We start from the raw sequence: 26,001 nt of genomic DNA on the forward strand, positions 1-26,001 counted from the left end.
GCATCAGCCAATCAGCCCATCAGCGGCGGCGATGCGGCGGCGCGCCCGTTGACGGCCCGCGCTTTTCGAGGTGGCGGAAGGTGATGCGGCCCTTGGAGAGATCGTAAGGCGACAGCTCAAGTGAAACCATATCGCCCGCCAGGATGCGGATATGGTTCTTCTTCATCTTGCCTGAGGTATAGGCAATCAGTTGGTGACCGTTGTCGAGATCGACACGGAAGCGGGAATCGGGGAGCACTTCGGCAACCCGGCCATTCATTTCAAGAAGTTCTTCTTTCGCCATTGACTGTTCCAGTAGTGAGAGCGGCGGCCCTTGCAGGCTGCCTGCCTTGTTTCGCCGGCCGGCATGCGCCTGGCCGCTGCGGGAGAACACCGTCTGCCACGGCAGGACGGCACGATTTCGCTGTCGCCGCCTTGTCCGGCGGACGCGCGCGCGAGGAGCACGTTGTGTGGTCTTGAATGATGGCGCAGCAGCGTGCGTCAGGAAGCAAGACGGAAGGTTGAATGAAATTAGCGCACCTGGGAGTGCAATGCGTGCGCCGAGGAGAAGATGCGGATTGGGGTTTCACTCAAGAAACAGAAAGCAACCCGCTCATCGAAACGCTCGATTATACCGCATCGCTGCATGCATCACCGCACCGGGCCGGCGCGGTGCGCACCCTGTGTTATCCTCGGCGCCACCCGATTTTTCCTGCCCAACCATGAAATGCGCCATCGTGCCGGTGACGGCATATCAACAGAACTGCAGCATCCTCGTCTGTGAAGAAACACAGCGTGCCGCGCTCGTCGACCCGGGCGGCGAGCTGCCGCGACTGCGCGCAGCGCTCGAGCAGCTCGGCGTGACGCTGGAAAAAGTCTTCCTCACGCATGGTCACATGGACCATTGCGCTGCTGCCGACGAGGTCCGCAAGGCATGCGGCGTGCCGATCGAAGGGCCGCATCGCGACGACAAGTTCTGGATCGACCAGCTCGCCGAAGCCTGCCGCCGCGTCGGCTTCCCGCCGGCCGAAGCCTTCGAGCCGGACCGCTGGTTGAATGATGGCGACACCGTCACCTTCGGCGCGCAAACGCTGGAAGTGCTGCACTGCCCTGGCCACACACCCGGCCACGTCGTGTTCTTCCATCGCGGCGAACGCGTCGCTTTCGTCGGTGACGTGCTGTTCCAGGGCTCCATCGGCCGCACCGATTTCCCACGCGGCGACTACGACACGCTGGTGCGCTCGATCCGCGAGAAACTCTGGCCGCTCGGCGATGACGTCGTTTTCGTCCCCGGCCACGGCCCGACCTCGACCTTCGGCGCCGAGCGCACGCACAATCCGTTCGTCGCAGACAAGCGCTTCGGGTAAGAATTGCTCGGCGCTATAGCGCCTGATCCCGGAACCACACCAGCTGGTGCGTCGTCGCCAGCAGTGCGCCATCCCGCGACCAGATGCGTCCCTCCTGGTCATAGAAGCCGCCGTTGAAGGCATTTGCCTTCGCGGCGCCGAACGCAAACAGTCCCTGTTGTTGCGCCAGCGTCTCGCTGTCGACATGGAAGTTGATGCTCAGCGTGACGGTCGAGATCGGTGTCGGTGCGCCCTTGCGCACGAAAAGACGGGGAACGAACGAGTCACAGTAGGCGGCAACCGAAGCAAAGTCCAGTTTGCGCGGCGGCACGTCGCCGATCCAGCATCGGGTCGCGCTGTCGTCTGTGCCGCGCAGCGGGTCGCCGTCGACGTAGCGCATGTCGTATCTTTCGAGGAACGGCACGCGTGCCGGCGCGGGGTGCCGTGGCAGCGACTCGGGCGGCGTCACCTCCGGCAAGCGCGCTTCGGTGTCCGACCAGGTGTCGCGCCGCACCGCAAATACAGCGGTGCCGGTAATCGCCGGTTCTTCATCGGCTTCCTGCCGGATCTCCATTTGCCAGTGCTGCGTCGAGCGGCCGGTACGCGCCGGCGACACCTGCACAATGAAGTCGCCTTCCTTGATCGGCCCGGCGAAATTGACAGTCAGCGCCAGTGGGTCACCGAGCCGCTGCGGATGCGTCAGCATCGCGTGTAGCAGCGTGGCGACGGTCGTGCCGCCAAAGGGAGAGATCGCGTTCCAGTAATAACCGGATGTGCGGCCGTGCAGCGTCCCGTCGTCCTTGCGGACGAGGCGGATGGCTTGATCGAAGGGATGGTCGGGAGAATTCATGGGATATCAGGAAAAAGCGGCCGAAAAAAGAACGACCGTGCGATTTGCATGATAATCGCATTGCGGAAAACGTGCTGCAGGGGGAAAATCGGTCTTAAGTTGACCAAAGAAAAGATTTTTTAAAGCAAAATTACATTTTGCAACCTTTTAGAAGACTTTCTCGGTGGAAAACGGTTTAGATTGACAATGCGTTGAGTGAAAGTTACTCAGGTTTTTGCTCTTGCGTATCCTTTATTGGCAGGCCGCACCCTGCTGCAGCACCCCTTCCGCACACAATAATAAATAACCGCGGTTCCTTTAGGAGAGACAACATGTTTTTGAAAAAAGTACTCTGCGTTGCTCTTGCCGCTTCGGCGCTCACCCTGGCCCACGCTGGCGAGGTCGCCATCGGGTCCGTCCTGGGCCTGACCGGCCCGGTTGCATCTACGGCCGGGGATGGCATGAAGATCTCCGAGGGCTATATCTCCATGATCAATGACAAGGGCGGGATCAACGGCAACAAGCTCAAGCTTGTCATGCGTGACGACCACTACGAACCAGCCAAGACGGCGGCGCTGGTAGAGGAAGTGATCGTCAAGGAAAACGTCGTTGCCCTGGTCAATGGACTCGGCACCGCGAATACCGGCGCGCTGATGAAGACCGGCGTGTTGAATCGGTACAAGGTGCCGCTGGTCGGCGTGTTCAGCGGCGCGGATGTCATCCGTGGACCGGGATCGGAACAGATCTTCCATACCCGCGCCAGCTACACCGACGAAGTCATGAAGATTGTGCGCCTGACTTCCACGATCGGCTTGAAGCGCATCGCCGTGCTGTACCAAGACGACCCTTTCGGCGCCGGTATCATCCAGGGCCTCACCAAGGCGGCCGATCACTTCAAGTTTGAACTGATCAACAAGACGGCATACAAGACCGGTGAAACCGATTTCACATCGCACGTAAAGGCAATCCGCGACTCCAAGCCGCAGGCAATCTTCCTGATGGGTGTGCCGGAAGCGGTGTTCCGTTTCATGAAGGAGTACGATGCACCGACAGGTGCTGCACAAATCTACACGCTGTCCTATGTGCCAGCGCAGACCCTTGCGGCTATCGCGGGTGAAAAGCGCGTGCGCGGACTCGGTATCAGCCAGGTCGTGCCGAACCCGAATTCAACCACGTTGCCGCTGGCCAAGGACTTTCAGAATTTCCTGAAGTCGCCCTACGGAAAAGGCGTCGCATCAAATACCCTGAACTTCGAGGTTTACCTGAACATCCGTCTTGCCGTGGAAGCAGTCAAGATGGCAGGTCCGAAGCCCACGCCGGAGAAGGTGACGCAGGCGCTGATGTCGATGGAAGACTTCAAGCTGGGCGGCTATCCGATCAGTTTCGGTCCGACCAACCGCCGCGGTTCGAACTTCCTGGACATTGGCGTGATCGGCGCAAACGCACGTCTTTATTACTGATTGCCGGCAGCACGCGTAAACCGCACCATCCTGTCACGCCGCCGCTTTCAACGGCGGCGTTTTTTATTGCAGCATCGCGCCGTGTCAGTGCTGAGTCGGTTTGTCCTGGTCCGGCCGTTCCGGCTCCTCCGGCCGCAGTTTTTGCATGTCCTCCCGGCTCATGCGATGCGGCCGGTGCGGGTCTTGCGAGGGTTCATCTTCAGGCAGCAGATGCTGGTCGCCGGACTGCTTTTCGCGTTGCTGATCGTGGACCGACTCGTTCCTGCTGCGGTTGGGCTTGGTCTGGCGCATGGTGCGTTCCTTTCCTTGGCACACAAATCCCTTAGAGGCCGCAGTTCAAAGCGAGTTCGGCATGATTGGCACTGACCGCGAGCGTCTTCATCGCGCTCCTTGTTGTTCAGTTCATCCCGCTTTCCGGGCGCGGGAGGCGCATATTCACCAAGCATCCCCGGACTACAGGATGCGCGCACCCCGCATCCACCGGAATTTGCGGCCAAAGCGATAATTGCCGCCGTCGACGTTGACGATCAAGGTTTCGCCCGGGAACCGGACCGAAGTCTGGATCGCTTGCAGCATCTCGGAAACGCGGCGCTTGGTATGCAGCTGCAGCATGCCGGAGGCGCTGAAGCCGAGCACATAGCAGGGATTCTGCGGGAAATGCTGTACCTGCTTGCGCACAAGGTAAGCGCGGTGCAGCCCCGGAATCGCCCGGAGCTGAACCCGCAGCTCCTCCAGTGCCTCCGTCGCCAGGCCGTGTTGCTCGAACTTGTCCTTCACGCGGACCGAATTGCGCTCCCGTTCTGCCGCATCAAGCAGCTGCGTCCGCTCGACCAGCCGCTGGTGCCACAAGCGCGCTTCGTCTTCCTTGCCGCGCTGCCAGAAGTAATCCCGCAACGCGGTACAGCCTTGCAGAATGGCTTGTTCCTCCAGCTGCATCGCGCGCTCAACCATGGCGATGCCTGAGGTCTCGCCGCGCGCAAGCAGGCGTGAGCCGAGGCCGAAGTTGATCCATGCGTTGTCCGGTTCCTGCTCATGCAGGGCCTGGAATTGCACCAGTGCCGCGTCCGGTTTGCCGCCGATGCCTTCGGTCAGCCCGGCGCGCTCGAAGGCTTCTTTCCATGTGAGGGCCGTGCCGCTTTCATGCAGCGCATCCAGCTCGGCCAGCCGGCGCCGGCCTTCCTGCACCTCCCGGTGGCGCTCCTGCCAGGCCGGTTCGATGCTGTCGCGCCAGCGCCGGTCGAATGCCGCGGTCACAGCCTCGAGCGCCGCGCCGAGCAGGCGGTCCGCCGCTTCACCCGGCGCGGGTGGTGCAAGCCGGGCGGTTGCACCGATCGCCTTCAGGCGGTCTGCCAGTGCGGGATGCGTGTCATCCACGGTGGTCTGGCGTGCCAGTGCCTGCTGCAGCCAGACATGAGAGGAGGCCGCGTCCATGTCGGTGGACAAGCCGTGCGCCATGTCGGAATACGGCGCAAAGCCGGGCTGCGGCAGCTCGTCCGCCTGCCGGTGGATCTTCGGCCAGTAGCGCTCGCCGAGATAGCTGTCGATCACATTGACGCTGGTGAGCGCTTCCGCAGCGGCCTCGCGCGACGTGAGGCGCACGGCAGCGGCATCGGCTTCGTATTCGTTGGCACGTGCGAGCGGGAAGGAATATGTGCTGAAGTAAGGCGCGTACCAATTGAGGAAGGGCCTGAACAGCACGCTGCCCTTGCTCTCATGCGCGTCCAGTGCCTGCACCAGGCGGCTCCAGCGTAACCGCTGGCGATAGACCCAGTTCGACAGGCGGCCGTGTCCGCCGGCGAGATGGCCGAACTCATGGGCGAGCACCGCCCGGAACTGTTCGACAGTCAGTGCCTTCATCAGCGGCAGCCCGATCAGCAGGTAATTGCGGTGCCAGCCGAAGATGCCAAGGCGCGGCGCCTGCACCACGCCGGCGTTGAAGTCGTCGGTGACGAGCACATGATGAAAGGCCGGGGCGCCGAGCCGGCGCCGCAACTCGGCGATCATCGCGAACAGCTCCGGCGCATCCTTCGCCTGCAATTCCATGCCGCGCGGCGGGGCGACTTTCACATGCAGCGCCTTGACGATCATCCACAGGAAGAAGCCGACGACCAGCGCGAGTTTCACGCCAAGCGCTTTCAGCACCACGACAGACGCGAGCAATGCCGCGAAGAGAAGCACGATCAGCAACAGCATCGCGCCAAGATAGGCATTGCCGAGCAACGCCAGCGCCATGACACGCTTCTTGTAACCGGAGGGGTCCTGGCTGGCCCGTTCTTCCAGCCGAAGCACAAGGGAATGGAACTGATCGTTAGTCATCTTGTTTTACAAAAATAGATGGGCAAAACGAGCAAGGCAGAAGCCGATTGCTTTGGTGGCAGGAAATAGAGTGTAGGGAATCACCCCTGCAATGTCTATTGAGCAATTAGAGTCAGCATGTTAAAGCTTGCAGGAAGGTAAATCGCTGAAAAAGACGAATTGTTACGAACAGATGCTGAAAGAAGCCGGAGAAGTGCGCGACCATGCGGCGATGCATGCCGGGACGGCGCAGCCCCCGGCAGAAGCGGGTGAAGAGGCGGTGCATTTCACTCACCCGACAGAGGTTTTCGAAAAACATGCTGGCAATATCGGCGGAAAACCAGTATATGGAAGCCAACTGTCTCGCTTGGCCACTCCTGATCCGGAAAACCCGATGCATCTGAACACCCCAATCTGCGCGCGCACGTCGCGCCAATCCCGTGGCACGGAAGCACGCCCATGAACGACCATCCCGTCATTACCTGGACTGAAGGCGGGCAGACGCGTAGTGCGCGCTGGCGCTCCGAAGCTGCCTTGCCGCCACCAAAGCGCGTCGCTGTCGCCGACGACCGCATCAACGCCGACACCGCCTACCGGCTTGCATGTGAAGGCACGGCCTTGCTGTGGCGAGGCGATTTTCAGAATGCGCGGCAACTGCTGCAGGCGCTGGCACGCCGCATCGACCGCAAGGCGAAAAAGCCGGTGGTGCCGCCATCGCCTGCAGATGCCTTCCATCTCAACCGCAAGGCGCTGGCCCAGCGCGCACGCGTGCTCGGCATGTTGCTGATTCCATTCGATGCCGGCCATGTGATTCCGCTGCGGCGAGCGCCGGATGTGCACGCCGCCTGCGAGCAAGCCTACGGCAGCGCGGCCGAGCCCTACGTCGCTTCACTGCGCGAACTGCTGGGCCTGATCGGTGCGCATGAATGGCGCAAGAAAGGGGTGGAGATCCCGGCGCTCGGTGCGCGCATCCATCCGCATTACGGCGTGTTTTCCCCGGTACGCGGCGAGTATGTCGACCTGGTCGCGAAAGCGCCGCTGCCATCGGCGAAGCTGGCCTTCGATATCGGCGTCGGCACCGGCGTCCTGTCGGCTGTGCTTGCGCGCCGTGGCGTTGCGCGCATCGTGGCCACCGACCAGGACCAGCGGGCGCTGGCCTGCGCGCGGGAGAACCTGGAGCGCCTCGGGCTCCTGGCCCAGGTTGAACTGCAGCAGGCGGATCTCTTCCCGGAGGGACGTGCGCCGCTGATTGTGTGCAATCCGCCATGGCTGCCGGCGCGGCCGAGTTCGCCGATCGAATATGCCGTCTACGACCCGGACAGCCGCATGCTGCGCGGCTTCCTCGGCGGACTCGCGGCACATCTGGAGCCGGGCGGAGAAGGATGGTTGATCATGTCCGACTTCGCCGAACATCTCGGCCTGCGCACACGCGACGAACTGCTGGCCGCGATCGATGCCGCCGGCTTGAAAGTGATCGACCGGCTCGACATTCGCCCGCGCCACCCCAAAGCAGCCGATGCCAGCGATCCCCTGCACGCCGCGCGCGCGGCGGAAGTCACGTCATTGTGGCGTCTCGCGCCCGGCAGCGAGCCAAGGTAAAAGCAGATTAATACGGCGCACTCAGGTAGGCCATGCGGATGGAGGGTTGGTCGATGAGCGCTCGCCGCCACTGCTCCTCATACCCGACCGGTACCTGCACGACGAACGTGAGGTTCGCGTCGTTCCGGCTCAGTACTCTCAGGTCGAGGTCGTCGAGCATGAGGGCCGCTTCATTCATCTGTCCCGGTTCGGCTTCGGCAATGACGATGCCCGGCTGGTATTGCGCCACATACGGCGGGACTCGCGGATACCTGGTGTTGTAGACGATCAGGATGCCTTCGTCATAGCGTACGGAGACGTAGTAGCTTCCGCCGCAGCCGGCGACAAGCATCCCGGCTGCCGCGGCGATAGCGGACGACAAGAATTTTCTCCGATCCATGGTCACCTCCTGCAAGTAGTGTGAGGTTACCAGACGCCCGGCGACGGAATGCCGCCGGATTTCCCTTGCCTGTTGCGGACTAAGCACGAACCGATGACGAACTGAAGACGAGCTGGCCGCAAGTGCGGCCGCTCTTGCCTCAGCCCTGCACAGTCCTGCTACTTCAGCGCATCCGACGACTTCACCTGGTTGCGCAGCGCGAACTTCTGGATCTTGCCGGTCGACGTTTTCGGCACCTCGCCGAAAACCACGCTGCGCGGTACCTTGAATCCGGCCAGGTGCTGCTTGCAGTGTGCGATGATGTCTTCCGGCGTGACCGTCGAGCCCGGCTTTACTTCGATGAACGCGCAGGGGGTTTCGCCCCATTTCGGGTCCGGCTTCGCCACCACCGCGGCCGACATCACGGCCGGATGACGGTACAGCACGTCCTCGACTTCGATGCTGGAGATGTTCTCGCCGCCCGAAATGATGATGTCCTTGCTGCGGTCCTTGATCTTCACATAACCGTCCGGATTCATCACCGCCAGGTCGCCGGTGTGGAACCAGCCACCGGCGAAAGCTTCCTGCGTTGCCTTTTCATTCTTCAGGTAGCCCTTCATCGTGATATTGCCGCGGAACATGATTTCGCCCATGGTTTCGCCATCGGCCGGCACCGGCTGCATCGTTTCCGGATCCATCACCGTCACGCCCTGCTGCAGGTGGTAACGCACGCCCTGGCGCGCATTCAGGCGCGCGCGTTCGCCGATGTCGAGTGCATCCCATTCCTCATGCTTCACGCACACCGCGGCCGGGCCGTACACCTCGGTCAGGCCGTAGACGTGGGTAATGTCGAAGCCCATCTTCTCCATGCCTTCGATCATTGCAGCAGGCGGCGCAGCACCGGCGACCATCGCCTTGACGCTGTGGTTGATGCCAGCCTTCAGCTCGTCCGGAGCGGACAGCAGCAGGCTGTGCACGATGGGCGCGCCGCAGTAATGCGTCACCTTGTGTTCGCGGATCAGGTTCAGGATGGTCGCTGCGTCGACGCGGCGCAGGCAGACGTTGACGCCGGCGCGGGCGGCAATCGTCCACGGGAAGCACCAGCCATTGCAGTGGAACATCGGCAGCGTCCACAGGTAGACCGGGTGCTTGGGCATGTCCCATTCGAGGATATTGGACACGGTATTGAGCAGCGCGCCGCGGTGGTGGTACACCACGCCCTTGGGGTTGCCGGTGGTGCCGGACGTATAGTTCAGGCAGATCGCCTGCCACTCGTCGGCCGGCAGCGACCAGGCGAAGTCGGCCTTGCCGCCGGCGACAAACTGTTCGTACTCGATGCCACTCAGGCGCTCGCCTGCGCCGGTGTATTCCGGGTCATCGACATCAACGACGAATGGCTTGTTCTTGCACAGTGCCAGCGCGCCCTTCATCACGCCGGAAAACTCGCGGTCGACGATGACGGCTTTGGCTTCGCCATGGTCAAGCATGAAGGCGATCGATTCGGCGTCGAGGCGGGTGTTGAGCGTATTGAGCACGGCGCCGGTCATCGGCACGCCGAAATGCGCTTCCACCATCGGCGGCGTATTCGGCAGCATGACGGCAACCGTGTCACCCAGGCCGATGCCCTTTGCGCTGAGTGCCGAAGCCAGCTGGCGGCAGCGGTCATAGGTTTGCGCCCAGGTACGGCGGACAGCGCCATGGACGATCGCAAGCCGGTCGGGATAGACACTCGCAGCGCGCTCGATGAACGTCAGCGGCGACAGCGGCGTGTAGTTGGCTTCATTGCGGTCCAGGCCTGTATTGAAAATATCGGACATTCCATTCTCCAGTTGACATACTCAGCAAGAAGAGCCCGCTGCGACAGGAAGCGCGCCGGCATGCAGGACGCCGGCGCCATATGCGCCGACCGGGCACAAAGGTGCTTTCTATCGAAACAGGCTCGAACAGGCTGTTGAAAAACTACTGCGCGGACCGATCCTGCGGCCTGCGGTGCTCTGCGTACCACGCGTACGCGTGCGCTCCTCGGTCCCAATCTCGGCCCGCTTGCTACGTTTCTCAACAGCCTGCCAAGCCGACACTTTAAATCCTGCGGCTGTCGTCGTGCTGACAAACCGCCGCTTTCTTGACCTGGAAACGACTGCGCCGCAGGAGTCAGCCCGAAGCAGGCAGTTTTGAACATGGGTAATTTCCCTTCGAAGCGTGCATGTATTCATGCGCTGCAGCAACAGGTAACATTCGCCTGTACCAGTCATCCAGCAGGCAATCATGTCCGAACAATCAAAGACCGTGTCCCTTGTTCTCGGCGCAGGCGGCGCGCGCGGTCTGGCCCACATCGGGGTGATCCAGTGGCTTACCGAGAACGGCTATACCATCCGCTCCATCGCCGGCTCGTCGATGGGAGCGCTGGTCGGGGGTATTTATGCCAGCGGCAAGCTTTCTACCTATGCCGAATGGGCGCTCGCGCTGGAACGCATGGAGGTGCTGCGTCTGCTCGACCCATCGTTTGACGGCGCAGGCTTGTTCAAGGGCGACCGCGTTATCGGCGTACTGCGCGAGCTGATCGGCGACGGCAATATCGAGAACCTGCCGATCGCGTTCACGGCGGTCGCGATGGAACTCGAGTCGGGAAAGGAAGTCTGGCTGAGGGAGGGCAAGCTATTCGATGCGATTCGTGCCTCCATTGCGATTCCATTGCTGCTCACGCCGTTCCGGCACGGATCCCGCACGCTCGTCGATGGCGGATTGATCAACCCGGTGCCGATTGCGCCCACGCTCAACGATCCGACCGACCTGACCATCGCGGTCAATGTCGGCGGCCGCCCGGAAGCTGCGCCCGCTGTAGTGCCGAGCGCGCCCATCCCGGACGAAAACGACTATCGCCAGCGTATCCACGCATTCATCGAAGGCCTCAATCCTTCCCGTGCCGTCGTTGACGCCACGCCCGGCATGATCGATGTCGCCCTGCGCTCGATGGAAGCGATGGAAAACACCATCGCCCGCCTCAAGCTTGCCGCCTATTCGCCGGACGTCACCGTCGAGATTCCGCGCAATGCCTGCCGCATCCACGAGTTCTGGCGCGCCGAGGAAATGATCACGCTAGGGCGGGAACGCACCGCCCGTGCCTTCGCGAAGGCCGAGCGTATGCCGGCGTAAACCTCCGCTCGCATCAGGCCGCATGCGGAGCAAAGCGGTCCGGCTTCCGGTTAGAGTACCCGCACGCACAGGCGGAAATCCGGATCCTCGTCATACTTCCTGATATCGAAGTCGAGGCTGCGCATCAGCTTCAGCATCGGCGCGTTATTGGTCAGCACCAGCCCTTCGATCTGCGTTAGGCCCTTGCTGCGGGCCACATCCATGATCGACAACATCATGCGCGAGCCCATGCCCTGGCCGTTGAATTCATCCGCAATGGCCAGCGAGAATTCACACGTGGTCAGGTCCGGGTTGGTGACATAGCGCGAGACGCCGACGATGCGCTCGGACTCCGTAAAGCCTCCGTTGCCGTCCGGCGTGCGCTCGCGATAGATTGCCACCAGCGCCATCTCGCGGTCATAGTCGATGAGGGTGAACTTGGCCAGCATCTTCAGCGACAGTTCACGCATCGTCGACACGAAGCGGAAGTAGCGGCTCTCCGGCGACATCTTGCGCACGAAGTCCTGCAGCATCTGCGCGTCGTCCGGATGGATCGGGCGCACGGTGTAGCGGCTGCCGCCGCGCATCGGCCATTCCTGCTCGTAGTCCGTCGGATAGGGCATGATCGCCAGATGCGGATACTTGCCGGAGCCGCTCGGTGCGTGGTCGATCACGATACGGGCATCCACGACGAGCGCGCCGTTGGCGTCGACGATCACCGGGTTGATGTCCATCGCGCGCAGTTGCGGCAGCGCGCACACCATTTCCGACACGCGCAGCAGGATGCGTTCCAGCGCTTCGCGGTCGGCAGCCGGTGCGCCGCGCCATGGGCCCAGCGTCTCCGACGAGCGCGCCCGCGCGATCAGTCGCTGTGCGAGGAACTGGTTAAGCGGCGGCAATTCGATTGCGCGGTCGGCGATCAGTTCAATCATCGTGCCGCCGGCGCCAAAGGAAATAACCGGGCCGAACGGATCGTCCGAGGTCACGCCGATATACAGTTCACGACCGTAGGGCTTGCCCGACATGTTCTGGATCGTCACGCCATTGATGCGCGCATCCGGTCGCAGCCGCGCCACGGTCGCCATCATGTCCTGCCAGGTATCGCGCACCGCAGCCGCGTTCAGCAGATTGAGCGCCACGCCGTGCACGTCCGACTTGTGCGAGATGTCCGGCGAGTCGATCTTCAGCGCGACCGGATAGCCGAGCTGGCTCGCGACCAGGATTGCCTCGCTTGCCGAGCGTGCAAGGATGGTCTTGGTGACCGGAATATGGAAAGCCGACAGCAGTGCCTTCGATTCCATTTCCGTCAGCACCTTGCGGCGCTCGGCCAGCACGCTTTCGATCAGGATGCGCGCGCCTTCCACATCCGGCTTGGACAGCGGCGACAGCGGCGGCGGCGTCTGGTGCAGCAGCTGCTGGTTCTGGTGGAAGGAGGCGATGTTGTTGAAGGCGTCCACCGCCGCTTCCGGCGTGCGATACGTCGGGATGGCCGCGTCGCCCAGGATCTTGCGTGCAGCCGCTGCGCGCTCATCGCCCATCCAGCAGGTGATCAGCGGCTTGCCGAGCGACGGATGCAGTTCGGCGAGTGCCTGTGCAACGGCCGCCGTGTCGAGATCCGGCTTGGGCGACAGGATCACCAGGATCCCGTCGATATCGGGCGATGCCGCACAGGCGCGTACCGATGCGCGGTAATGCTCGGGGTCGGCATCCTCGGCCAGGTCGATCAGCGATTTCAGGCTGGCCAGCGGCGACAGTTGCGGCGCGAGTTCTTCGGCGGCGGCGGCTGTCAAGGTGGCCAGCTCCAGTCCGAGGTCGTTGGCCCAGTCCGCGGCAAGCACGCCGGGCCCGCCGCCGTTGGTAACGATCGCCAGCCGCTTGCCGACGGGGAGATTGCGGGCGGACAGGCCCTTTGCCGCCGAAAACAGTTGCGTAAAACTGCGCACGCGCACCGCGCCCGCACGCTGCAGGGCGGCGTCGAACACATCGTCGCTGCCGACGATCGCGCCGGAATGCGTCAGTGCAGCGGTGGAACCGGCCGGCATGCGGCCGGCCTTCAGCACGATGACGGGCTTGGCGTTGGCGGCGGCGCGCAACGCGCTCATGAAGCGGCGCGCGTTGCGGATGCCTTCCAGGTACACCACGATGCTGTGCGTGCTGCGATCCTCGGCGAGGAAGTCGAGCACCTGCGCCACGTCCACCGAGGTATTGGGGCCGAGCGACACGACGGCGGAGAAGCCGACGCTGTTCTTGACCGCCCAGTCGAGGATGGAGGAGGTCAGTGCACCGGACTGGGACACCACCGCGAGCGATCCTTCCTGTGCAAGCGGACCGAGCACGCCGGCATTCAACCGCAGCCGCGGGCGCTGGAAGCCGAGGCAGTTGGGGCCGAGCAAATGCATCCCGTATTGCCGGGCGATGCCGTGCAACTGGGCTGCGAGCGCTGCATCCACGCCTGCCGAGATGATCACAGCCGTCCGGCAGCGTATGCGGCCGGCGATGTCGAGCGCGGCGACCAGCTGGTCGTTCGGTAAGGCGATGATCGCGAGGTCGGCCTTCGATTGCGCCAGCGCGCTCAGCGTGCCGGTCATGCCGATGTCAAGGTAGTTGACCGGACCGCGATAGCCGCCTTCGGCGACGGCGCGCAACTGTTCGCCGATCAGGCGACCGTAAGGCGTCTGTGCACCGGGCGTATTCTCGTCGCCGGCGAAGACGACGATGGAACCGGGGGAGAAGAGGGGATTGAGATAGTGCTTGTCCATGCTAATCGTCAGATCGTCGTTTATTGTTGTTTGGCTGTACTTCGTACGGCTGGTGCTTCTTCGATACTGCAAATCTGTTGTCGGCTTCTTTGCCAGCTTTCCGTGCCTGGCCGGGCAGTGCGGCAAACGAAGCGGGCCGCAACACGGCGGCCCCTGGTTTCTCGTCGAGACAAGCGACCAGGCCTAATCCGCCCCGATCAGCACCTTCACATGTGCCGCCACGCTGCGTGCCAGCGGCGACAGCACGTAACCGCCTTCCAGACAGGACACCACGCGGCCTTGTGCGTGGCGGTTGGCGACGTCCATCACTTTCTTCGTGACCCATTCATAGTCCGCTTCCACCAGCCCGAGGTTGCCCATGTCATCCTCGCGGTGCCCGTCAAAACCCGCGGAGATGAAGATCATCTGCGGCTTGAAGGCATCCAGCGCCGGGATCCAGCGCGCTTCGACCGCGGCGCGAAACGCTTCACCGCCGGACCGCGGGGGCAGCCCGACGTTCACCATGTTCGAGCCCCTGGGCTCCGAGCCGCAAAACGGATAAAGGTTCTCCTCGAATGTGGAGCACATCAGCACGCGCGGGTCGTCGTGCAGGATGTCCTCGCTGCCGTTTCCGTGGTGCACATCGAAATCAATCAGCGCGACGCGTTCCAGGTTGTGCACGTCGAGCGCATGGCGGATGCCGACAGCCACATTGTTGAAGAAGCAGAAGCCGCCGGCAGCGGCGTATTCGGCATGATGGCCCGGCGGGCGTACATTGCAGAAAGCGACCGGGGCATCGCCGCGCAGCACCAGGTCGGTGGCCATCACGGCAGCACCGGCGGCGCGCAGCGCGGCCTGATAGGTGTGCGGGTTCATCCACGTATCGGGATCGACCTGCTCGTAGTCGACGGCGGGAGACTTCGCCGCGATCTCATGCACATGCAGCAAGGCGTGCGCACGACCCAGTTCGGCCTCGGTGGCCAGCGGTGCATCGTAGGGTTGCATGTAATCGAGCAGGCCCTTGATCAGCAACTGGTCCTTGATGACAGCAATGCGTTCGGGGCATTCGGGGTGCAGCGCCCCCATTTCATGTTTGCTGCAATCGTCGTGAGAAATGTAAGCGGGGAGCATGGGGGTAAAGCGCGGATTGACGAACCTGCGTTGAAACCGTTTTGCATACTTCACACCATAGATCGTGATCCGCACGATGCCAAGCAGGAGTCGGCCGGTGCGGGAAGTCGGACTCAGTAGGGGTGAATATCGCATCGCTGCCCAGAATGCCCTTCATTGCTGCAGGAAGACACAACAAAGTCTGGAAAGCGCTTGATCAAGATAACCGTACTTCATTACAGCAACCTTGCACGTCCCGCCTTCCCGGGCATTTTGCTGCCCGCCAGACAAAACGATCTGCACATGCCTGCCCGTTGGCCGATTCCTGCGATGAAGCATTATCTTTCTGCGCCCCATTGTAATGGCACCAGCCTCTGTACTTTTTTGTATTTACTTGCCTTTTGTCAAAGTTTTACGCGGCTGCCGTCACTACCCGCTTGCGCGCCGCCGCACTGATGGCAACCACTGCAGGATGGGACAGGCGCCGCTCGACCGAGATTGCATAAAACTGTTCGATAACGGTGTCGCTGCGGCCGATTTCCTGCACGCCATACTGGCGGGCGACCTGCGGCGCGACGAGTGCGGGCACCGCAAAAATGCCGGCGCCGGCCTCGCCGAACTCCTTCATCAATGCGCCATCGTCAAATTCGCCGGCAATGCGTGGCCGCACGCGCTCCTTCTCGAACCACTTCAGCAGGCGTGGCCGCACGGCAGCATCTTCGCCGGGGAGCAGGAACGGCGCGTTATCCAGACTCTGGGGAAAACCCTTCTTGTACTGCCGGGCGAGCGCCGGTGCCGCAAGAAAGCGCACACCGCATTCGCCAAGCAAGTGGTTGTAGCCGCGCACATTGCTGTTGGCCGGCATCGGGCCGTCCGCAATAACGAGGTCCAGTCCCTGGATGGCGAGCCCGGCGAGCAGCGTCGCGAGCTTGCCTTCGCGGCACACGATGCGCAGCGTTTCCGGCAGTTTCAGCGCGGGCTCCAGCAGCATGTACGCGATTGACTTCTGCACCGAGTCGGCCACGCCCACCGTAAACTGCAGCGGCCGCTCACCGGGACGGTGGCGCAGCATCTCCTCCAGCTCCTCGCCCAGCGAGAAGATTTCGTCGGCATAGCTGAACACCATGCGCCCCGACTCGTTGAGTTCGAGCCGGCGGCCAATGCGGTTGAACAGCTTGTAGCCGAGCGACTCTTCCAGCAGCGAGATCTGGCCGCTAATGGTCTGCGGCGTCAGATGCAGCTGTTCGCTGGCACGGCCGATGCCGCCGCATTTGGCCACGACCCAGAAATAGTGCAGATGCTTGTAGTTAAGCGCGCTCATCGGACTCCCGCCTATTCGGTTTTCTCGAATCGAAATCTTTGAATATTCGAATTTTAATTCGTTTCTTCGTGGACTACATTGAACTCAAGCCCGGCAGGAAAAGGGCCCGACAAGAACCACGAAGAAGAACCACCAAGGAGTTAGCCATGAAAGTCGATGTCCATGCTCAAGGTTTCACGCTGACCGATGCCCTCAGCTCGCATACCGAGCGCCGCCTGCGCTTCGCGCTGAAACACGCAACCGACCAGGTCCAGAACGTTACGGTGCGCCTGGCTGACATCAACGGGCCGCGTGGCGGCGTCGACAAGCGCTGCAGCATCCATGTCGTGCTGGCCGGCCTGCCGGATATCGTGACCGAGGATACCGAAGCCGATATGTACACCGCGATCAATCGCGCCATCGATCGGGTGGGGCGCACCGTGCTGCGGCGCGTGACGCACTAGATCACCTGCCTGCGCCGGGCTGGAGGCATGCAAGCCCCAGCCCGGCGCTTCTCGTTGAACGCTTCTCTTTTGCAGCTTCTCTGTCGTTTTCCCAGGAGACTTATCGATGCAATGCCCCGTCTGTACCAATACCCAACTCGTGATGTCCGAACGTCAGGGCATCGAGATCGATTACTGCCCGCAATGCCGCGGCGTGTGGCTGGACCGCGGCGAACTTGACAAGATCATCGAGCGCTCGGCAGCAACCGCCCCGGCCCCGGCCTTCGGCCACGGCACTGCACCACCGCCGCGCGACGAACGTCGTTATGGACATCCGGACCAGCACTATCAGCAGCCGCAGCAACACCAGCCTCATTACAAGGACGACTACCACTATCGCAAGAAGAAAAAAGGCTTTCTTGGCGAGCTGTTCGACTTCGACTGATTCGCTTGATCTGCATCCGCGCGACGAAGGCTGTCTGGCGCAGGGCACTTTGGCCGGCTTCGGAAACCGGGGCGTCGGCATTCACGCGCCGGCCTTTCTCGACACATCCACTGCACTGATCACGCTGATCCTTTTCGACACGCCGTTCGTGTGGGGTTCGCTCGGTGTCTGGCTGCTTGCTACCGGCAAGACGGTGGAGGGCATCGGCCTGCGGTGATGTTCGGCCTGGTCGGCATGTTCATGGGGCGGTCATCATCGCGGTGCTGATGACAGTGTGGCGTGAATGGCTTGAAGAGGAAGTGCGGTAGCTGCCACATGAAGTACGCAAGAGTGATTAGCTGGACGGGATGGAATCGCGGCGCTAAGCTTTATTTGCGGTATTGCAGAATCGCATACCGCGTGCCTTGCCGAATGTGTCCTCTGAATGTGTCCTATATAGGCGCTCAACGCGCGATAGTCCACCACAGCCCACCATAACCTGTCATGCCCCGCGAACCTGTCCTGCAAGAAGATGAAGTCCTGCCGCAGTTCGAGCCGGACCGCAGCTTCTGGATGCGCCGCAAGAAATTCCCGCCCCGGATGGAAGCGGCTTTTCAGGCGGAGATGGACCGCTGGCGCGAGCAGCGTGCCGTCAAGAACGGACTGATCGCGGTACTGCTGTACAGCGCGTTTGCCATCAGCGACTTCTTCATGGTGCCCGACATATACCAGCAGGCGTGGACGATCCGCTTCCTGCTGGTGATACCGTTGATGCTTCTTTGTACGTTCACGGTGTACAAGATCGGGCAGCCGGCATGGCGCGAAGCCGTGCTCGCTGCAACCTCTGTCCTTGCCGGCATCAGCCTGGCCTGGATCGCCGGCTTGAGCACCCACCCGAATGCACCGCATTATCAAACCGGCATCACGCTGATTATCCTGTTTGGCAACATCGTGCTGAGCCTGCGTTTTCGCAGCGCGCTGCTGAGCTCCGTCCTCATGGCCGCGGTGTATGCATTCATGCTGTTGCGTGTCCCGGCAGTCCTGCCCGAGGTGCGATTCAATTACTGGCTTTTTTCCTTCTCTGCGGTGGTCATCAGCCTCGTGGCGAATTACCGCATGGACCAGGACCAGCGTCGTGCGTATATCGCCCGCGCACGCGAGCAGACGCGCAATGCCGAACTGAGTCACGCGGTGGAACTGCTCGCAAAGCTGTCGGCTGAGGATGCGTTGACGCACATTGCGAACCGGCGTGAGTTCGATCGCCGGCTCGACGTTGAGTGGAGCCGTGCACGGCGCGACCGCCATCCGCTGGCCCTGATCATGATTGACGTGGACCAGTTCAAGAATTTCAACGACCACTACGGTCATCCTGCCGGCGATGCCTGCCTGCAGCAGATCGCGGCCGCGCTGCGCAGCATCGTGAAGCGCCCCGCGGATCTCGTCGCGCGTTTCGGCGGTGAAGAATTTGTCGCCTTGCTGCCTGCGACCTCGCTGGAGGATGCGACGGAAGTGGCCGAATACATGCGGCAGGCTGTGATCGACTTGCAGATTCCGCATGCGACATCGCGCGTCGCACCCGGTATCACTGCCAGCTTCGGCGTGGCTGTGATTCATCCCTTCATGCATGAAGAGTCGGCTGAACTGGTCGCCGCCGCCGACGCGGCACTGTACGACGCGAAGGAGCATGGCCGCAACCGCGTCGCAGTGCACGCGCCGGCGACGCCGGACGCTGCTGTGTCCCGCATGTTGCACTAAAGTGTCCTGAACTCGCCGCGCCGGCATGCCCTGCCACATCTTCACCTACGGTTCATTGATGTTTGCACCAGTGTGGGAGCGGGTGGTGCAGGGCAAGTATCGATCTGAACCGGCACGACTGGACAATCATGCACGTTTTGCCATCATCGGGGAAACCTATCCCGGCATGGTGGCCCTGGACGGTGCCAGCGTCGCAGGCATGGTGTACTTCGATGTGTCGGACATGGATGTCGCCGCGCTTGATGCTTTCGAGGGAAATGCATACCGGCGCGAACAGGTTCTTGTCGCACTGGAAAGCAGCGAACCGGTCATGGCCGGTACCTTTATCTATCTGTTGCCAGGAAAGTTGTCGCAATCGCCATGGCTCCCGGAAACCTTTCAGCTGGACCGATTCCTGACCTCTGACTGCCCGGACAAGCCGGTCTGATGGGCCGGGCAAGCCGGTATAATTCCGCCATTCTTCAATTTCACGCAGACGACCCCGCGGTCGTCGTTTTTTATCCCATGCTCGCTTCACAAAAACAACAGATTGTCGACCTGTTCCACGCCGCGCTCGCGCCGATCGTTGCCGACTCCGGACTGCAGCCGAATGTGGTGCTCGAACGCCCGCGCGACCCTGCGCATGGCGACATTGCCTGCAACATCGCGATGCAGCTGGCCAAGCCGCTGAAGAAGAATCCGCGCGAGCTTGCTCAAGCCATCGTCGCATCCGTCCTTGCCAACAAGGGCGAGCTGATCGAGTCTGCCGAGATTGCCGGCCCGGGCTTCATCAACCTGCGCGTTGCCGCCGCTGCGAAGCAGGCCGTGGTCAAGGCCGTCCTTGCTGAAGGCGACCGTTTCGGCAAGAGCAACGCCGGTGCCGGCAAGAAGGTAATGGTTGAGTTCGTCTCTGCCAACCCGACCGGTCCGCTGCATGTCGGCCACGGCCGCCAGGGCGCGCTCGGCGATGCGCTGTCGTCCCTGCTCGAGGCGCAAGGCTATGACGTGACGCGCGAGTTCTATTACAACGATGCCGGCGCGCAGATCGGTAATCTGGCTTTTTCCGTGGAAGCGCGCGCACGCGGCTACAAGCCGGGCGACCAGCACTGGCCGGAGTCCGCCTACAACGGCGACTACATCGCCGATATCGCTGCCGATTTCATGCTGAAGAAAACCGTCGCCGCCAGCGACGGCGAGCCGGTGACGGGTTCCGGCGACGAGAACGATATCGAGACGATCCGCAAGTTTGCGGTCGCCTACCTGCGACGCGAACAGGACCTGGACCTGCAGGCATTCGGCGTCAAGTTCGACAACTACTATCTGGAATCGTCGCTGTACACCGACGGCAAGGTCGACGCCGCCGTCGAAGCGCTGGTCAAAGCAGGCAAAACCTACGAGCAGGACGGCGCGCTGTGGCTGCGCACCACCGAATACGGTGACGACAAGGACCGTGTGATGCGCAAGTCCGAAGGCGGCTATACCTATTTCGTGCCCGACGTCGCCTACCACATCACCAAGTGGCAGCGCGGCTATACGAAAGCGATCAACGTGCAGGGCAGCGACCACCACGGCACAATCGCGCGCGTGCGCGCCGGCCTGCAGGCGGTCGGCATGGGCATCCCGGAAGGCTTCCCCGACTATGTGTTGCACAAGATGGTGACCGTGATGAAGAACGGCGAGGAGGTGAAGATCTCCAAGCGCGCCGGTTCCTACGTTACGCTGCGCGACCTGATCGAATGGTCGGCAGGCGATGCGAAGAATGAAAACGGCGAGCGCGATTTGACGCGCGGCCGCGACGCGGTGCGCTTCTTCCTCATCTCGCGCAAGGCCGATACCGAATTCGTGTTCGACGTCGACCTCGCGCTGTCGCAATCCGACGAGAACCCGGTGTACTACGTGCAGTATGCGCATGCACGCATCTGCTCGGTGCTCGCACAGTGGGGTGGTGACGAATCGACACTGAACGCAGTTAGCGATCTGTCACCGCTCACATCGCCGCGCGAAGCGGCACTGTTGGCAAAACTGGCAGAGTACCCGGAGATGCTGCAAAAAGCGCTCGACGAACTCGGGCCGCATCAGGTAGCTTTCTATCTGCGCGACCTGGCCGGCGAGCTGCACAGCTACTACAACGCCGAGCGGGTGCTGGTTGACGACATGTCCACCAGGATGGCGCGCCTTGCGTTAATGCTGGCAACACGCCAGGTGTTGCGCAACGGCCTGGCGCTGATCGGCGTTTCTGCGCCGGTGCGGATGTAGAACCGCTTCGCCATCCCGTGCAAGCATGTGCACGGGATGGCGGGCGGTGTAACAAGGAAGTCATTGAGGAAGTATGCATAACTACAACAGGCAGCAGGGTGGAACACTTGTCGGATTGATCATCGGCCTGATCGTCGGCCTCGGGATCGCGTTGGGCGTGGCCATGGTGATCACCAAGACGCCGATGCCGTTTACCGACAAATCCGGCCGCCAGAAGGCAAGCAGCCCGACTGCCAACCAGACGTCGGATCCCAACAAGCCGATGTACGGCAACAAGGCCGCAATCAAGGACGCCGCGCGCGACTTTGCCAAGGAGCCCGCACCGACCAACACCGCTGCGCCGCAACCGACATCGGACAAGATCGTTGAGGTGAAGGCGGACGCAAAGCCGGCAGACAGCAAGGCACAAGCTGCCGTGCCGGGCAAGGACGGCACCGCGAAGGTGGAGAGTACGGAGGATAAATGGATCTACTATCTGCAGGCTGGCGCATTCCGTGAATCGACCGATGCAGAGGGGATCCGCGCCAAGCTGGCACTGATCGGTGTCGAAGCAAAGATCTCGGAACGCCAGTCGGAAACCGGTGTCCTGTACCGCGTCCGTGTGGGGCCGTTTGCGCAGCTCGATGCAATGAACCGGGTACGCGGCAAATTGTCTGACAATGGCGTTGATGCAGCCGTGGTGCGCGTTGCAAAATAGTGTCTTAGTTATTTACCAAGAGCAAAGGAAATCTATGCGTTTTCTCCAACATGTACTGGCAGCACTGAGCCTTTCCCTTGTCGCTTTCGGCGCAAACGCAACACCGGCCAATCCGCAAAACGGCGTCGACTACCGCACGCTGGAAAAGCCGCAGCAGACCGACGCCGGCAAGAAGGTCGAGGTCACTGAGTTCTTCGGATACTTCTGCCCGCATTGCAATTCCCTGGAGCCGGTTCTGGCCGACTGGGTGAAGAAACAGGGTGACAAGATCGTGTTCAAGCGCGTGCCGGTCGCCTTCCGCGATTCGATGATTCCGCAGCAAAAGCTTTACTACACGCTGGAAACGATGGGCCGGGTCGAGGATCTGCATCCGAAGGTGTTCCAGGCGATCCACGTGCAGCGCCAGTCGCTGGCGACCGATGATGCAATCGTCGAGTTCATCGTCAAGCAAGGAGTCGACAAGCAGAAGTTCCTCGACGTCTACAACTCATTTGCCGTCCAGACCAAGGTGCGCCGCGCAGTCCAGCTGCAGCAGGCTTACCAGGTGGATGGCGTGCCGCTGCTGGCAGTTGATGGTCGTTTCCTGACATCGCCGTCGATCGTCAGCACGGGCCTGGGCAATCGCCCCGAACCGGTGCTGCATGCGGCCACCTTCCAGGTGATGGACTGGCTGATTGCTCAGACTGCCAAGGGCAAGGGCGCAGCGCCTGCACCGACTGCACCGGCTGCACCGGCTGCACCTGTCACGAAAAGCAAGTAAGGCGAGCAAGCCACTTCCGCATTACACTGCAAGTCCGTCTCTCGAAAGAGGACGGACTTTTTTATTGGGCATTGCACTCTGCACGCGGCCGTCGGCGCCGTCGCGATGCCGTCAATGAGATTGATTGAGTAGAGATCGCATCCTGACATGAAACGTGTATTCATTACCGGCGCATCCAGCGGCATCGGCGCTGCACTCGCACAGCACTATGCGGCACAGGGTGCTGCCCTCGGACTAGTGGCTCGCCGCAGCGCGCTGCTGGAAGACCTGGTTGCTGGCATGCCGAATCCGCAGCGGCATCGTACCTATGCGCTCGACGTCACTGACCATGCGGCGCTGACCTCCGCTGCCAACGATTTCCTGGGCCGGCATGGCGGTGTTGACGTGGTGATTGCCAACGCCGGCGTCTCGCAGGGCACGCTGACGGAATATACGGAAGACATTCCCGTCTTCGAGCGCATCTTTGCCACCAACGTGACGGCCACCGTCGCCAGCTTCGCCCCTTTCATCGCATCGATGAAAAAGCAGGCGGCGGCCGGCGAGCGCAACCTGCGGCTGGTCGGCATCGCGAGCGTTGCCGGTATCCGCGGCCTGCCGGGCGCAGGGGCATATAGCGCGTCGAAAGCAGCGGTGATCAGCTATTGCGAATCGCTGCGCGTCGAATTGAAGGGCACCGGCATCAAGGTCGTGACCATTGCACCTGGCTATATCGATACGCCGATGACGCAGGCAAACTCGTATCCCATGCCTTTCCTGATGCCGGTCGAGAAGTTCGCGGCAAAGGCGCATGCGGTGATCGAAGCCGGCGAGAGCTATCGTGTGATTCCCGGTGCAATGGGTGTGGTGGCGAAGCTGCTGCGCCTGCTGCCGAACCCGGTGTACGACTTTGCATTCTCGAGGGCACCGCACAAGGCACGCGAGAAAGAGCAACTGCCATGACACTGATCGATGCGCTTGGCCGTGAGCACCTGCCGGTGCCGGCGGGGAGCATGCCCCGCATCGTATCGCTGGTGCCATCGATAACCGAGCTGCTGTGCGACCTGGGGCTGGCTGCATCGATCGTCGGCCGTACCGGCTTTTGCGTGCATCCGGCCGATATCGTCAAATCCGTTCCCAAGATCGGCGGAACCAAGGATGTGAACACCGACAAGCTGCGCCGGCTTGCTCCGACACACCTGATCGTCAACATTGACGAGAACCCGAAGCCGGTCGTCGATGAACTGGCGCGCTTCATCCCGCATGTGATCGTCACGCATCCGGTCGCTCCGCGCGACAACCTCGCGCTTTACCGCCTCCTTGGGGGTATCTTCCGTGCGCAGGGTAAGGCGGATGCATTATGTGCCGCGTTTGAACAGGAATATGCAGCACTGCGCGCGATGCCGAAGGGCCCGCCGCAAACGATGCTGTACTGCATCTGGAAAGACCCGTGGATGACCGTTTCGCGCGATACCTACATCGCGTGCATGATGGCCGAAATCGGCTGGCAGAGCTGGTCGGCGCCGTCCGCGGACCGGTATCCGTCCTTTGCCTGGTCTGACGAACTGGCGAGATCGATCGACGGTGTGCTGCTGTCAACGGAACCATACCGCTTCACCGAGGCGCATGTGGATGCACTCGAGCGGCAGATCGGCAAGCCGGTACAGCTCGTCGATGGGGAGATGATGTCCTGGTATGGAAGTCGCGCCATTGCCGGCCTGCGCTACCTGAGGCGCCTGGCAATGGGCGACGATGGAGAAGGCCTTACTTCTGGCGATTGAGCCGGACCAGCATGCGAATGAATTCGCGCGCCAACGTCTGGTGGTACTCATCCAGCCGTTGCAGATCGGCAACGAGCTTCACATCCACCGACTCGAACCGAGCCGGCGTACCAGTGGCGTCCAATGCCGAACCGCTCTCCGTGCCGCCAAAACGCAGCCATTCCGCCGGAACACACAACCATTGTGCGAGCGTGCGCAGCTTCTCTTGCGTGGGAATGGCTTCGCCCACTAGCCATTTCCGTGCGGCGTGCACCGTGATCGGGCGGCCTTCAAACCGGATGTTGAATTCGCGCGCAAGCTGTGTCGGGCTGTCCGGCGAATAGTCGGCATTACGCAAGGCCTGTTGCAGGCGCTCGCTAAAGCCTTCTCGTTCAATTGATGGATTCATGACCGCGCACTATTCCATGACGGACATTGACTGTCAGTCTCCGTCCGACATGGACTGGTTGTGACTGGATGTGTTAAGGGACTGTAACACATCTCCATGCACGTGAAATGGCTTTTCTACCAATAAATTCAAATTGTCACGACGCGGATCAAGAATATCGGGACCGCACTGGCCGCAACCAAACCTTTCGGAGGAAAGAAGGGTGCTCCGGCAAGGAGCAAGCGTGCAGCCTGCCGGGAGAGGCGTTATTTTACTAACGAGGATGTTGGGATGGGGTGTCAGGTGCGCCGGAATCGCAAGATGCCATCCTCGCCACGTTCTCGCACCAGGGCACCTTCCAGCCACAGTTTGTGCAGATGAGCCAGCGCCTCGCCCATGGCGAAGGTCAGCTGATGGGCGTCCAGCGCACGGCGGAACATGATTGGTACGATGTCGGCCGCGGATTTCGGCGTTGCGCAGGCTGATAGTACTTCGTCCAGACGCTCCCGGTGATGTTCGACGAGTTGACCGATACGCGTATGCAGGCCACGGAAAGGCTTGCCGTGCGACGGCAGTACCAGCGTATCGTCCGGTAGTTGTTGGTATTTCTTTAATGAGTCGAGATAGAGCTGCACCGGATTCGACTCCGGCTCGACAGCGAAGACGGAGACATTAGTGGAAATCCGCGGCAATACCATGTCGCCGGAAATCAGCAGGCCGAGGCGCGCGCAGTATAGCGAGGCATGTTCCGGTGAATGGCCGAAGCCGGTAATCACGCGCCAGTCGTTCTCGCCGATCGCAAATACCTGCTCGTCCTGCATGCGGTGGTAAGAAGCCGGCACGGCAGGCACCAGCGTCGGATAGTAGCTCTTGCGACCCTGCAGCTTCTCCAGCATTGCCGGATCCGTCAGTCCGTGCCGCTGAAAGTGCGGCAGCATTGCCGTCCCGTCCACACCGGGCAGTGACGCCGACATCATCCGTGCAAACCCATAGTCGCCGGTCGTCATCCACAACGGTGCGTCCCATCGGCTGCACAGCCACTCGGACAAGCCGACGTGATCCGGGTGGCAGTGCGTGGCGATGACCCGCACGATCGGCAGGCCTTCGAGCCCGTTCGCAAAGATCGTTTCCCAGGACGATCGTGTCGCGTCGTTCGCAATCCCGCAATCGACAACCGTCCAGCCATCGTTGTCACGCAAAAGCCACAGGTTGATATGGTCAAGCGCAAACGGCAGTCCCATGCGCAGCCAGTAAACACCTGGCGCAACAGGGTGCAATGTGCCGGGAGCAGGCAGCGTATCGCCGAAAGCGTAGGACAGCTGGGATTCGAGGTGATTCATGAGAAGAAATTTCCAAAGGCGCAATTGGCAGAATTGCATGTTCACATTTTTGGCGGTCGCGCCTACAATACCGAACG

Annotated in this window: 27 protein-coding genes; 16 read left to right on the forward strand and 11 right to left on the reverse strand. The window is 61.7% G+C overall.

What is annotated here, in order from left to right; translation table 11 throughout:
* Window positions 1-19 precede the first annotated feature (19 nt).
* On the reverse strand, window positions 20-283 hold the full coding sequence (gene infA, locus ACYVIA_RS10610) for a translation initiation factor IF-1 (protein ID WP_460840579.1): 264 nt from the start codon (window positions 281-283) through the stop codon (window positions 20-22).
* Between the two features lie 221 nt (window positions 284-504).
* Here infA and ACYVIA_RS10615 point away from each other — a divergent pair, with 221 nt between their 5' ends.
* Both ACYVIA_RS10615 and ACYVIA_RS10620 read left to right on the forward strand, forming a co-directional pair.
* On the forward strand, window positions 505-705 hold the full coding sequence (locus tag ACYVIA_RS10615; RefSeq protein WP_460840581.1) for a hypothetical protein: 201 nt from the start codon (window positions 505-507) through the stop codon (window positions 703-705).
* Window positions 702-1,346: an MBL fold metallo-hydrolase gene (locus tag ACYVIA_RS10620; RefSeq protein WP_460840583.1), complete on the forward strand. Its 645-nt coding sequence runs from the start codon at window positions 702-704 to the stop codon at window positions 1,344-1,346. The genes ACYVIA_RS10615 and ACYVIA_RS10620 overlap by 4 nt, the downstream gene beginning before the upstream one ends.
* Window positions 1,347-1,359: 13 nt before the next feature.
* On the opposite strand, the gene ACYVIA_RS10625 is transcribed toward ACYVIA_RS10620, so the two are convergent.
* Window positions 1,360-2,175, reverse strand: coding sequence for an acyl-CoA thioesterase (locus ACYVIA_RS10625; protein WP_460840585.1), 816 nt, complete (start codon window positions 2,173-2,175; stop codon window positions 1,360-1,362).
* Between the two features lie 311 nt (window positions 2,176-2,486).
* On the opposite strand from ACYVIA_RS10625, the gene ACYVIA_RS10630 reads away from it, so the two are divergent.
* Window positions 2,487-3,614: an ABC transporter substrate-binding protein gene (locus ACYVIA_RS10630; RefSeq protein ID WP_460840588.1), complete on the forward strand. Its 1,128-nt coding sequence runs from the start codon at window positions 2,487-2,489 to the stop codon at window positions 3,612-3,614.
* A gap of 84 nt (window positions 3,615-3,698) precedes the next feature.
* Here the strand turns inward: ACYVIA_RS10630 and ACYVIA_RS10635 are convergent, their stop codons facing one another.
* Entirely contained in the window at window positions 3,699-3,905 is a 207-nt protein-coding gene (locus ACYVIA_RS10635; protein ID WP_460840590.1) for a hypothetical protein, read from the reverse strand.
* A gap of 162 nt (window positions 3,906-4,067) precedes the next feature.
* Window positions 4,068-5,930 carry a M48 family metalloprotease gene (locus tag ACYVIA_RS10640; RefSeq protein WP_460840592.1) on the reverse strand — a complete coding sequence of 621 codons (1,863 nt, stop codon included), beginning with the start codon at window positions 5,928-5,930 and terminating at the stop codon, window positions 4,068-4,070.
* Between the two features lie 127 nt (window positions 5,931-6,057).
* On the opposite strand from ACYVIA_RS10640, the gene ACYVIA_RS10645 reads away from it, so the two are divergent.
* On the forward strand, window positions 6,058-6,372 hold the full coding sequence (locus ACYVIA_RS10645; RefSeq protein ID WP_460840593.1) for a hypothetical protein: 315 nt from the start codon (window positions 6,058-6,060) through the stop codon (window positions 6,370-6,372).
* Window positions 6,369-7,508: a methyltransferase gene (locus ACYVIA_RS10650; RefSeq protein ID WP_460840595.1), complete on the forward strand. Its 1,140-nt coding sequence runs from the start codon at window positions 6,369-6,371 to the stop codon at window positions 7,506-7,508. Before ACYVIA_RS10645 ends, ACYVIA_RS10650 begins: the two co-directional genes overlap by 4 nt.
* Window positions 7,509-7,515: 7 nt before the next feature.
* On the opposite strand, the gene ACYVIA_RS10655 is transcribed toward ACYVIA_RS10650, so the two are convergent.
* Both ACYVIA_RS10655 and ACYVIA_RS10660 read right to left on the reverse strand, forming a co-directional pair.
* Window positions 7,516-7,887: a twin-arginine translocation signal domain-containing protein gene (locus ACYVIA_RS10655; RefSeq protein ID WP_460840596.1), complete on the reverse strand. Its 372-nt coding sequence runs from the start codon at window positions 7,885-7,887 to the stop codon at window positions 7,516-7,518.
* Between the two features lie 158 nt (window positions 7,888-8,045).
* Window positions 8,046-9,683 (reverse strand): acyl-CoA synthetase, encoded by a 1,638-nt coding sequence (locus tag ACYVIA_RS10660; RefSeq protein WP_460840597.1) that lies wholly within the window; start codon window positions 9,681-9,683, stop codon window positions 8,046-8,048.
* A 448-nt stretch (window positions 9,684-10,131) separates the two neighbouring features.
* On the opposite strand from ACYVIA_RS10660, the gene ACYVIA_RS10665 reads away from it, so the two are divergent.
* On the forward strand, window positions 10,132-11,019 hold the full coding sequence (locus tag ACYVIA_RS10665; RefSeq protein ID WP_460840599.1) for a patatin-like phospholipase family protein: 888 nt from the start codon (window positions 10,132-10,134) through the stop codon (window positions 11,017-11,019).
* 50 nt (window positions 11,020-11,069) lie between these two features.
* On the opposite strand, the gene ACYVIA_RS10670 is transcribed toward ACYVIA_RS10665, so the two are convergent.
* The 3 genes from ACYVIA_RS10670 to nhaR form a co-directional block, all read right to left on the reverse strand.
* Window positions 11,070-13,757: a bifunctional acetate--CoA ligase family protein/GNAT family N-acetyltransferase gene (locus ACYVIA_RS10670; protein WP_460840600.1), complete on the reverse strand. Its 2,688-nt coding sequence runs from the start codon at window positions 13,755-13,757 to the stop codon at window positions 11,070-11,072.
* Between the two features lie 183 nt (window positions 13,758-13,940).
* Window positions 13,941-14,867: a histone deacetylase family protein gene (locus ACYVIA_RS10675; RefSeq protein ID WP_460841071.1), complete on the reverse strand. Its 927-nt coding sequence runs from the start codon at window positions 14,865-14,867 to the stop codon at window positions 13,941-13,943.
* 391 nt (window positions 14,868-15,258) lie between these two features.
* Window positions 15,259-16,167 carry a transcriptional activator NhaR gene (gene nhaR, locus ACYVIA_RS10680; RefSeq protein WP_460840601.1) on the reverse strand — a complete coding sequence of 303 codons (909 nt, stop codon included), beginning with the start codon at window positions 16,165-16,167 and terminating at the stop codon, window positions 15,259-15,261.
* A gap of 146 nt (window positions 16,168-16,313) precedes the next feature.
* Between nhaR and ACYVIA_RS10685 the strand changes: the two genes are divergently transcribed.
* The 10 genes from ACYVIA_RS10685 (at window position 16,314) to ACYVIA_RS10730 (ending at window position 24,217) form a co-directional block, all read left to right on the forward strand.
* The gene (locus ACYVIA_RS10685) at window positions 16,314-16,610 is read left to right on the forward strand and encodes an HPF/RaiA family ribosome-associated protein (RefSeq protein ID WP_460840602.1); all 297 of its coding nucleotides are present in this window, start codon (window positions 16,314-16,316) and stop codon (window positions 16,608-16,610) included.
* Window positions 16,611-16,716: 106 nt separating this feature from the next.
* Entirely contained in the window at window positions 16,717-17,034 is a 318-nt protein-coding gene (locus tag ACYVIA_RS10690) for a TFIIB-type zinc ribbon-containing protein (RefSeq protein ID WP_460840604.1), read from the forward strand.
* A 49-nt stretch (window positions 17,035-17,083) separates the two neighbouring features.
* Window positions 17,084-17,251 (forward strand): hypothetical protein, encoded by a 168-nt coding sequence (locus tag ACYVIA_RS10695; RefSeq protein ID WP_460840605.1) that lies wholly within the window; start codon window positions 17,084-17,086, stop codon window positions 17,249-17,251.
* Between the two features lie 266 nt (window positions 17,252-17,517).
* Window positions 17,518-18,768 (forward strand): diguanylate cyclase domain-containing protein, encoded by a 1,251-nt coding sequence (locus tag ACYVIA_RS10700; RefSeq protein WP_460840607.1) that lies wholly within the window; start codon window positions 17,518-17,520, stop codon window positions 18,766-18,768.
* Window positions 18,769-18,793: 25 nt separating this feature from the next.
* On the forward strand, window positions 18,794-19,195 hold the full coding sequence (locus ACYVIA_RS10705) for a gamma-glutamylcyclotransferase family protein (RefSeq protein WP_460840608.1): 402 nt from the start codon (window positions 18,794-18,796) through the stop codon (window positions 19,193-19,195).
* Between the two features lie 77 nt (window positions 19,196-19,272).
* A complete protein-coding gene (gene argS, locus ACYVIA_RS10710; protein ID WP_460840610.1) occupies window positions 19,273-21,003 on the forward strand; it encodes an arginine--tRNA ligase in 1,731 nt (576 codons plus the stop codon).
* A 73-nt stretch (window positions 21,004-21,076) separates the two neighbouring features.
* Window positions 21,077-21,700, forward strand: a complete 624-nt coding sequence (locus tag ACYVIA_RS10715) for an SPOR domain-containing protein (RefSeq protein ID WP_460840611.1) — start codon at window positions 21,077-21,079, stop codon at window positions 21,698-21,700.
* Window positions 21,701-21,734: 34 nt separating this feature from the next.
* Window positions 21,735-22,460: a thiol:disulfide interchange protein DsbA/DsbL gene (locus ACYVIA_RS10720; RefSeq protein ID WP_460840613.1), complete on the forward strand. Its 726-nt coding sequence runs from the start codon at window positions 21,735-21,737 to the stop codon at window positions 22,458-22,460.
* 147 nt (window positions 22,461-22,607) lie between these two features.
* Complete coding sequence (locus tag ACYVIA_RS10725) at window positions 22,608-23,399, forward strand: SDR family oxidoreductase (protein WP_460840615.1); 792 nt, start codon at window positions 22,608-22,610, stop codon at window positions 23,397-23,399.
* Entirely contained in the window at window positions 23,396-24,217 is an 822-nt protein-coding gene (locus tag ACYVIA_RS10730) for a helical backbone metal receptor (protein WP_460840618.1), read from the forward strand. The genes ACYVIA_RS10725 and ACYVIA_RS10730 overlap by 4 nt, the downstream gene beginning before the upstream one ends.
* Here ACYVIA_RS10730 and ACYVIA_RS10735 read toward each other — a convergent pair.
* Both ACYVIA_RS10735 and ACYVIA_RS10740 read right to left on the reverse strand, forming a co-directional pair.
* Window positions 24,201-24,605, reverse strand: a complete 405-nt coding sequence (locus ACYVIA_RS10735) for a hypothetical protein (protein ID WP_460840621.1) — start codon at window positions 24,603-24,605, stop codon at window positions 24,201-24,203. The two genes, ACYVIA_RS10730 and ACYVIA_RS10735, sit on opposite strands and share 17 nt — an antisense overlap.
* Window positions 24,606-24,883: 278 nt before the next feature.
* Window positions 24,884-25,924, reverse strand: coding sequence for an MBL fold metallo-hydrolase (locus tag ACYVIA_RS10740; RefSeq protein WP_460840623.1), 1,041 nt, complete (start codon window positions 25,922-25,924; stop codon window positions 24,884-24,886).
* Window positions 25,925-26,001: the final 77 nt, after the last annotated feature.

This window comes from Noviherbaspirillum agri (assembly GCF_054780595.1).

Excerpts from the sequence above, each read along its gene's own strand:
- infA (WP_460840579.1), bottom strand. The coding sequence starts at position 283 with ATGGCGAAAGAAGAACTTCTTGAAATGAATGGCCGGGTTGCCGAAGTG.
- ACYVIA_RS10615 (WP_460840581.1), top strand. The coding sequence starts at position 505 with ATGAAATTAGCGCACCTGGGAGTGCAATGCGTGCGCCGAGGAGAAGAT.
- ACYVIA_RS10620 (WP_460840583.1), top strand. The coding sequence starts at position 702 with ATGAAATGCGCCATCGTGCCGGTGACGGCATATCAACAGAACTGCAGC.
- ACYVIA_RS10625 (WP_460840585.1), bottom strand. The coding sequence starts at position 2,175 with ATGAATTCTCCCGACCATCCCTTCGATCAAGCCATCCGCCTCGTCCGC.
- ACYVIA_RS10630 (WP_460840588.1), top strand. The coding sequence starts at position 2,487 with ATGTTTTTGAAAAAAGTACTCTGCGTTGCTCTTGCCGCTTCGGCGCTC.
- ACYVIA_RS10635 (WP_460840590.1), bottom strand. The coding sequence starts at position 3,905 with ATGCGCCAGACCAAGCCCAACCGCAGCAGGAACGAGTCGGTCCACGAT.
- ACYVIA_RS10640 (WP_460840592.1), bottom strand. The coding sequence starts at position 5,930 with ATGACTAACGATCAGTTCCATTCCCTTGTGCTTCGGCTGGAAGAACGG.
- ACYVIA_RS10650 (WP_460840595.1), top strand. The coding sequence starts at position 6,369 with ATGAACGACCATCCCGTCATTACCTGGACTGAAGGCGGGCAGACGCGT.
- ACYVIA_RS10655 (WP_460840596.1), bottom strand. The coding sequence starts at position 7,887 with ATGGATCGGAGAAAATTCTTGTCGTCCGCTATCGCCGCGGCAGCCGGG.
- ACYVIA_RS10660 (WP_460840597.1), bottom strand. The coding sequence starts at position 9,683 with ATGTCCGATATTTTCAATACAGGCCTGGACCGCAATGAAGCCAACTAC.
- ACYVIA_RS10665 (WP_460840599.1), top strand. The coding sequence starts at position 10,132 with ATGTCCGAACAATCAAAGACCGTGTCCCTTGTTCTCGGCGCAGGCGGC.
- ACYVIA_RS10670 (WP_460840600.1), bottom strand. The coding sequence starts at position 13,757 with ATGGACAAGCACTATCTCAATCCCCTCTTCTCCCCCGGTTCCATCGTC.
- ACYVIA_RS10675 (WP_460841071.1), bottom strand. The coding sequence starts at position 14,867 with ATGCTCCCCGCTTACATTTCTCACGACGATTGCAGCAAACATGAAATG.
- nhaR (WP_460840601.1), bottom strand. The coding sequence starts at position 16,167 with ATGAGCGCGCTTAACTACAAGCATCTGCACTATTTCTGGGTCGTGGCC.
- ACYVIA_RS10685 (WP_460840602.1), top strand. The coding sequence starts at position 16,314 with ATGAAAGTCGATGTCCATGCTCAAGGTTTCACGCTGACCGATGCCCTC.
- ACYVIA_RS10690 (WP_460840604.1), top strand. The coding sequence starts at position 16,717 with ATGCAATGCCCCGTCTGTACCAATACCCAACTCGTGATGTCCGAACGT.
- ACYVIA_RS10700 (WP_460840607.1), top strand. The coding sequence starts at position 17,518 with ATGCCCCGCGAACCTGTCCTGCAAGAAGATGAAGTCCTGCCGCAGTTC.
- ACYVIA_RS10705 (WP_460840608.1), top strand. The coding sequence starts at position 18,794 with ATGCCCTGCCACATCTTCACCTACGGTTCATTGATGTTTGCACCAGTG.
- argS (WP_460840610.1), top strand. The coding sequence starts at position 19,273 with ATGCTCGCTTCACAAAAACAACAGATTGTCGACCTGTTCCACGCCGCG.
- ACYVIA_RS10715 (WP_460840611.1), top strand. The coding sequence starts at position 21,077 with ATGCATAACTACAACAGGCAGCAGGGTGGAACACTTGTCGGATTGATC.
- ACYVIA_RS10720 (WP_460840613.1), top strand. The coding sequence starts at position 21,735 with ATGCGTTTTCTCCAACATGTACTGGCAGCACTGAGCCTTTCCCTTGTC.
- ACYVIA_RS10725 (WP_460840615.1), top strand. The coding sequence starts at position 22,608 with ATGAAACGTGTATTCATTACCGGCGCATCCAGCGGCATCGGCGCTGCA.
- ACYVIA_RS10730 (WP_460840618.1), top strand. The coding sequence starts at position 23,396 with ATGACACTGATCGATGCGCTTGGCCGTGAGCACCTGCCGGTGCCGGCG.
- ACYVIA_RS10735 (WP_460840621.1), bottom strand. The coding sequence starts at position 24,605 with ATGAATCCATCAATTGAACGAGAAGGCTTTAGCGAGCGCCTGCAACAG.
- ACYVIA_RS10740 (WP_460840623.1), bottom strand. The coding sequence starts at position 25,924 with ATGAATCACCTCGAATCCCAGCTGTCCTACGCTTTCGGCGATACGCTG.